Annotated in this window: 9 protein-coding genes and 1 pseudogene; 9 read left to right on the top strand and 1 reads right to left on the bottom strand. The window is 36.6% G+C overall.

Annotation, left to right across the window (positions count from 1 at the left end; genetic code table 11):
* The first annotated feature begins 51 nt into the window (after positions 1 to 51).
* The 6 genes from aroE to V7164_RS22735 are packed head-to-tail and all read left to right on the top strand — an operon-like array spanning position 52 to position 3458.
* On the top strand, positions 52 to 882 hold the full coding sequence (gene aroE, locus V7164_RS22710) for a shikimate dehydrogenase (protein WP_335355292.1): 831 nt from the start codon (positions 52 to 54) through the stop codon (positions 880 to 882).
* 4 nt (positions 883 to 886) lie between these two features.
* Positions 887 to 1177, top strand: a complete 291-nt coding sequence (gene yhbY, locus V7164_RS22715) for a ribosome assembly RNA-binding protein YhbY (protein WP_335355293.1) — start codon at positions 887 to 889, stop codon at positions 1175 to 1177.
* Between the two features lie 41 nt (positions 1178 to 1218).
* A complete protein-coding gene (locus V7164_RS22720; protein WP_335355294.1) occupies positions 1219 to 1788 on the top strand; it encodes a nicotinate-nucleotide adenylyltransferase in 570 nt (189 codons plus the stop codon).
* A complete protein-coding gene (gene yqeK / locus V7164_RS22725; RefSeq protein WP_335355295.1) occupies positions 1778 to 2353 on the top strand; it encodes a bis(5'-nucleosyl)-tetraphosphatase (symmetrical) YqeK in 576 nt (191 codons plus the stop codon). The genes V7164_RS22720 and yqeK overlap by 11 nt, the downstream gene beginning before the upstream one ends.
* Positions 2350 to 2706 (top strand): ribosome silencing factor, encoded by a 357-nt coding sequence (gene rsfS, locus V7164_RS22730; protein ID WP_335355296.1) that lies wholly within the window; start codon positions 2350 to 2352, stop codon positions 2704 to 2706. Before yqeK ends, rsfS begins: the two co-directional genes overlap by 4 nt.
* Positions 2703 to 3458 carry a class I SAM-dependent DNA methyltransferase gene (locus V7164_RS22735; protein ID WP_335355297.1) on the top strand — a complete coding sequence of 252 codons (756 nt, stop codon included), beginning with the start codon at positions 2703 to 2705 and terminating at the stop codon, positions 3456 to 3458. Before rsfS ends, V7164_RS22735 begins: the two co-directional genes overlap by 4 nt.
* An 89-nt stretch (positions 3459 to 3547) precedes the next feature.
* Here the strand turns inward: V7164_RS22735 and comER are convergent, their stop codons facing one another.
* Positions 3548 to 4375: a late competence protein ComER gene (comER, locus tag V7164_RS22740; RefSeq protein ID WP_335355298.1), complete on the bottom strand. Its 828-nt coding sequence runs from the start codon at positions 4373 to 4375 to the stop codon at positions 3548 to 3550.
* A gap of 87 nt (positions 4376 to 4462) precedes the next feature.
* Here comER and V7164_RS22745 point away from each other — a divergent pair, with 87 nt between their 5' ends.
* The 3 genes and pseudogenes from V7164_RS22745 to V7164_RS22755 all read left to right on the top strand — a co-directional run.
* Entirely contained in the window at positions 4463 to 5095 is a 633-nt protein-coding gene (locus V7164_RS22745) for a helix-hairpin-helix domain-containing protein (RefSeq protein WP_335355299.1), read from the top strand.
* Positions 5096 to 5192: 97 nt separating this feature from the next.
* Complete coding sequence (locus V7164_RS22750) at positions 5193 to 5603, top strand: deoxycytidylate deaminase (protein WP_335355300.1); 411 nt, start codon at positions 5193 to 5195, stop codon at positions 5601 to 5603.
* 98 nt (positions 5604 to 5701) lie between these two features.
* Positions 5702 to 6008: pseudogene (locus tag V7164_RS22755) on the top strand (hypothetical protein); the annotation flags it as partial.

The following is a 6008-nucleotide window of genomic DNA, read 5'->3' on the forward strand; positions in this document are numbered from 1 at the left end:
CTTTGATTGTTCCGAAGGCACTTGCGTTTTTCTGATAAGGGGAGAGAAATTGTGAAAAAGTTTTTTGCCGTTATAGGGGATCCGATTGCCCATTCCATGTCACCTGCCATGCATAATGATTTATTTCAAGCCTATCGTATAGATGCCCATTACCATCCTCTTCACGTCAAGAGAGAGGATTTAGCAGATGCTATAAAGGGGTTAAAAGCCATCGGGATTTCAGGATTTAATGTGACTGTTCCACATAAGGAAACGATTATTCCATTGCTTGACGTACTTGATCCACTTGCACAATCAATTGGAGCTGTAAACACAGTTGTGAATCAGGACGGCAAACTGATTGGCTATAATACTGATGGCAGCGGCTATGTTAAAGGGCTGCATAAGGAAATGCCAAATTTGAAGGATAAAAAAGTATTGGTTATCGGTGCTGGCGGTGCAGCAAGAGCTATTTATTTCACAATTGCGGAGGCTGGAGTTGAAAAGCTGGATATTTGTAATCGGACAGTATTAAAGGCAGAGGTAATTAAGAATGATTGTCCATATTCAGTCGATTCCAATGTGTATGATATAAAAAGTGCGGAAGAAAATCTTGGATTATATGATCTAGTTATTCAGACAACACCTGCAGGTATGGCGCCAAAAGTTCAAGATTTACCGCTTTCGTTACATAATTTGAAAGCTGGAGCATTAGCAAGCGATATCATCTATAATCCATTAGAAACAAGATTTCTAGAAGAAGCAAAAAGCAAAGGTGCAACAATTCAAAATGGCTTAAATATGTTTGTGTACCAAGGTGCACTTGCATTTGAAAAATGGACAGGGATTTTCCCAGATACGAATCGTATGAGAGATATCGTTCTTTCACAACTAGGAGGATAACAAAATGTTAACAGGAAAACAGAAACGCTTTTTGCGTTCTAAAGCACATCACCTAAATCCGATTTTTCAAGTTGGTAAGGGTGGCGTAAATGAAAATATGATTAAACAAGTAGATGAGGCTCTTGAAGCACGCGAATTAATGAAAATATCCGTTCTGCAAAATTGTGAAGAGGATAAGGACATCGTTGCTGAACAATTAGTAAAAGGAACGAGAGCAGAGCTTGTCCAAATTATTGGAAGTACAATCGTGCTTTATAAAGAATCACGTGAAAATAAGCAAATCAATTTACCTTAATTATTTTCGTTAAGCATGAAAGAATGTTGGGAGGAATTCACATGATTAGAGTCGGCATACTAGGAGGGACCTTTGATCCGCCACATCTGGGACATTTAATTATTGCAAATGAAGTGTTGAATGTTTATGACTTAGATGAAATTTGGTTTATGCCGAATCAGGAGCCTCCCCATAAAAAAAAATCTAATGCCATAAAAGAAGCAGATAGGAAAAAATTATTACAGCTTGCAATTAGTGGGCATCCTAATTTTAAAATAGAGCTATTAGAGCTTGAAAGATCAGGTCCCTCCTATACATATGAATCCATGAAGATTCTTACAAGAAAGCATCCTGATAAGGAATTTTATTTTATTATTGGTGCTGATATGGTTGAGTACTTGCCAAAATGGCGGAATATTGATGAGTTGGTTAAGATGGTTCAATTTATAGGCGTAAATAGACCATCTTATAGTAATGAAAGCCATTATCCAATATTATATGCAGAGGTTCCGGACGTGGAGATTTCATCCAGTCAAATCCGGAATCGACTGCTGGAAAATAAGACGATTCGATATCTCGTTCCCGATTCAGTCAGGAATTATATTAAGGAGAATCAATTATATGGATCGTGAATCTGCTTTACAAATAGTTAAGAAACAATTAACGGACCATCGTTACCATCATACGATTGGAGTAATGGAAACAGCCTTGTTCTTAGCTGAAAAGTATGGTGCTAATGTGAAAAATGCAGAGCTTGCTGCTATTTTCCATGATTATGCTAAATTTAGACCAAAAGAGGAAATGCAACAAATCATTATCGATGAAGGAATGCCGAAAGAGCTTCTTCTATACAATAGTGAACTTTGGCATGCGCCAGTTGGGGCATTTCTAGTGCAAAATGAAGTTGGAATAGATGATGTTGAAATTTTAGACGCCATCAGATACCATACATCAGGACGAATTAATATGACCATACTTGAAAAAGTAATTTATTTGGCTGATTATATCGAGCCTGGAAGACATTTTCCCGGGGTTGATGAAGTTCGTGAAATAGCAAAGGAAAGCCTGGAAAAAGCTTTAATAAAATCAATTCAAAATACGATCTTTTTTTTAATGAAAAAAGAACAGCCGGTTTTTCCTGCTACATTTAACACATATAATGACTTAATTATGAGATCGGGAGGACTGATTGAATGAAAGAAAAAGAATTGCTACTAACCGCTGTTAAGGCTGCTGATGATAAAAGAGCAGAGGATATTATTGTTTTAAATATGAAGGGTATTTCTTTAATTGCTGATTACTTTCTTATCTGCCATGGAAATTCTGATAAGCAGGTGCAGGCAATTGCACGTGAAATGAAGGAAAAGGCAGAGGAAAAGGAATATACAGTTAAAAGAATTGAGGGCTTTGATGAAGCAAGATGGATCCTCGTAGATTTAGGGGATGTTGTTGCACATATTTTCCACCGTGATGAAAGAAGCTATTATAATCTGGAACGATTATGGGGCGATGCACCAATTGAAAATGTGCAAAGTGAGCTGAATCAATGAGCTATGGAAAGTTTGCCTATCTTTATGATCAGCTCATGAAAGATGTCCCTTATGATAAATGGGCAGAATTAGTATTAGAGAAGGCAAAGAATTATGAAGTAAATGGAAAAAAACTACTTGATCTAGGCTGTGGGACAGCGGAACTTTCTGTGAAGTTATCTGAGATAGGATTTCAAGTGACGGGCGTAGATCTATCCGAGGATATGCTAACAGTCGCACAGGCAAAAGCTGATGAAAAAGGATTTGCCATGGAATTTTATCAGCAAAACATGGCTGAACTCGATGGTTTAGGTAATTTTGACATTATTGGCATTTTTTGTGATTCGATAAATTATTTACAGGAAGAAAAAGAGGTTGTTGCGACATTTCAACGTGTCTATCAGCATTTGTCTAGTAATGGTCTCTTTATCTTTGATGTACACTCACTTCATAAAATCATGGAAATATTTACGGATCAAACCTTTACTGCGAATGACGAGGAGATAAGCTTTATTTGGCATTGCTTTGAAGGTGAATATCCTTTCAGTGTAGAGCATGATCTAAGTTTTTTTGTTTTAGACAATGAGACAGGCATGTATGCTCGTTATGATGAAATCCATTATCAGAGGACTTATCCCATTGATGTATATGAGAATTGGCTTCAGGAAACAGGCTTTGAACTTCTTGAAGTTACTGCTGATTTTGAAAATATTCCTCCACAAGATCAATCTGAACGAATCTTTTTTATTTGCAGAAAAGCCTCTAGAAACTAGTATAAGAGCCAGCTTATGCAGCTGGCTCTTTAATTTATAAAAAATTTATTTCTTACATAGGAAGGATTTTTTAATTATATAAAGAATAATTAAATATTGAGAGTATAGTGTTCTTTTACCTGTTTAATATCCTCGTCAAACTTTGCATGTGTCGCCTGGAATACTTTTTCAAACACATCACCTAATTCTTTTTCGAGCACCTTGATTCCTTCCCCTGTGATGCCTCCCTTTACACAAACCTTTTCTTGCAGCGTTGGCAAAGTATAGTATCCTTTTTTCATTAGATCTCCCATACCAATTAACATATTTTCAGCAAGTGTTGTAGCGGTTTGCTGGTCAATTTCTGTCTCATTTACTGCTGCCATGATAAACCTTTGTGTTAAATAGCTGAAAAATGCTGGTCCACAGCTAACAATGTCAGAAGCCACTCTCGTAATGTTTTCTTCAATTTCAACAATCCTGGAAATATCGCCAAACATCTTTTTAATAATTGATTTCCACTCATCCTTGCAGTTCTTTCCAAATGATAATAAAGAAACACCTGAAAGTGCTCGATTTGTAATACTTGGTATGACTCTTGCAACGGAACAAGTTGCGATATTTTCTAGCTGATCAACACTAATTGGACTCGTGATCGAAACGATACATTTTTCTTTCGTTAGAAACGGGGTAATATCTTTAATGACGTTGTGAACATCATGTGGCTTAACACAAATAAAGATGAGCGAGGATTTCTCCGCCACATCCTTCCCAGTTGATGCAACATTTATTTCTTGATAATTCTCCTTTATTTCCAAAGCTTTTGTTAAAGTTCGATTGGTTATTGTTATGGAAGAAGGGGAAACGGCTTTCCCATCAATTAAAGCTTCTGTTAGTATTCTTCCCATATTACCAGTACCAATCATTCCAATTTTCAATGTCCTTCCCTCCTTCACAAGCGAGCTTTCTCCTATACATTATGAAATTCCTTAATAGAATATGCTAAATATGAAAGGATGATATAGTTGTTACACTTGATTAAAGAGCACAAAATTTACATTATTACAGGTTTAGCTGCTTGTATTGCAGCCTTTTATTTTATTTATCAGCCAGTGCAGGATCAAAGTACGGTCTTTGAAGAACATGAACTCATTCTATCAAGTGAGCAAATAAGTGCTGAAAATCTGGAGGAGGCAATAATCGATGAGACCCTTTATGTTGATGTAAAGGGAGCAGTAGAAAAGCCTGGAGTATATGAAGCCAAAAGCAATGACCGAGTCATCGACATCATTAACAAGGCTGGTGGATTAATTGAATCAGCGGACGAAGCAAAAATAAACTTTGCTATGAGGGTTGAGGATGAGATGGTTATTTATGTACCGAAAATGGGTGAGGAATCTGAGGAAGCTGTTGAGGCTTTAAGAGGGGGAGGGTCCCAAGGAGCAAGTCAGGCAAAAAATGATGGAAAGGTTAATCTTAATACAGCCAATGAAGCTGAATTACAAACCCTGACAGGAATAGGGCCTGCCAAAGCCGCGGCTATTATTGAGTTTCGCGAGACAAATGGTCCATTTAAAGCGATTGAAGATTTAAAATCCATCAGTGGAATTGGGGAAAAAACCTTTGAGAAATTGAGAGAGAGTATTAAAGTAAAATAGAAAACAATATTGACCCATTTTGACATGAGGCTTAAACTTGGCTTATAAGAAAAAGTCTTTGAAAGGTTCGTAAAATTTATTGTAAGGAGTAGGGAAAGTGGGAAGAAAAAGCTGGGATGAATATTTTTTAGATATTGCAACTGAGGTGGGATCCCGTTCGACATGCCCAAGATTACATGTGGGCTGTGTAATTGTTAAGGATAAGCATATTGTATCGACTGGCTACAATGGATCCATTCATGGTCATGACCATTGTGAAGATATAGGCTGCCTAATAAATGATCAGGGAAGATGTATTCGAACTCTTCATTCTGAGCTTAATGCGGTTCTGCATGCTGATAGGAGTTTATTAAAAGGGGCTACTGCCTATGTGACTCATGAGCCATGTGAAAATTGCGCTAAGACAATTGCTCAATCCGGTATTAGTAAAATTGTTTATCGACACGCTTATCCTAATAAATATAATGAATACTTTTTGAAAAACGTTGAAGTGGTTCATCTTCCTTAAGAGGAAGTATCGAATTAAAAGGTGTAGGGTTTTACCTATGCCTTTAACCATTTAAGGGAATGAACAATGAAACAAATGGATAAAGGAGTAAGGATAAAATGAAAGGCAAATGGATTTATTTCACCGTTGCCTCGCTGATGGGAATGTTAGCAAGCTTTATCAATGTTTTTATCTGTATGACTCTATTATTTCTGTTAATATTTCTCTATAAAAAGAAAAATTTTTCAAAGAGGCAGCTTCTTGCAGTAAGTGTTTTTTTTACCATATTTTTTTTGCGAAGTGAAATGATCGAAAGAGAAAATTTCAGCCGTTTAGTTCAAGGTGAAACAAATTTTATTGTTTACCTGCAGGAAAATCTAAAGGTAGATGGAGATACATTTACTGGAACAGCCAAAGAATTAAAAC

Origin of the sequence: Bacillus sp. JJ1474 (assembly GCF_036965225.1) — a bacterium.
Lineage (GTDB): Bacteria > Bacillota > Bacilli > Bacillales > Cytobacillaceae > Cytobacillus.

Excerpts from the sequence above, each read along its gene's own strand:
- V7164_RS22735 (WP_335355297.1), top strand. The coding sequence starts at position 2,703 with ATGAGCTATGGAAAGTTTGCCTATCTTTATGATCAGCTCATGAAAGAT.
- yhbY (WP_335355293.1), top strand. The coding sequence starts at position 887 with ATGTTAACAGGAAAACAGAAACGCTTTTTGCGTTCTAAAGCACATCAC.
- yqeK (WP_335355295.1), top strand. The coding sequence starts at position 1,778 with ATGGATCGTGAATCTGCTTTACAAATAGTTAAGAAACAATTAACGGAC.
- rsfS (WP_335355296.1), top strand. The coding sequence starts at position 2,350 with ATGAAAGAAAAAGAATTGCTACTAACCGCTGTTAAGGCTGCTGATGAT.
- V7164_RS22720 (WP_335355294.1), top strand. The coding sequence starts at position 1,219 with ATGATTAGAGTCGGCATACTAGGAGGGACCTTTGATCCGCCACATCTG.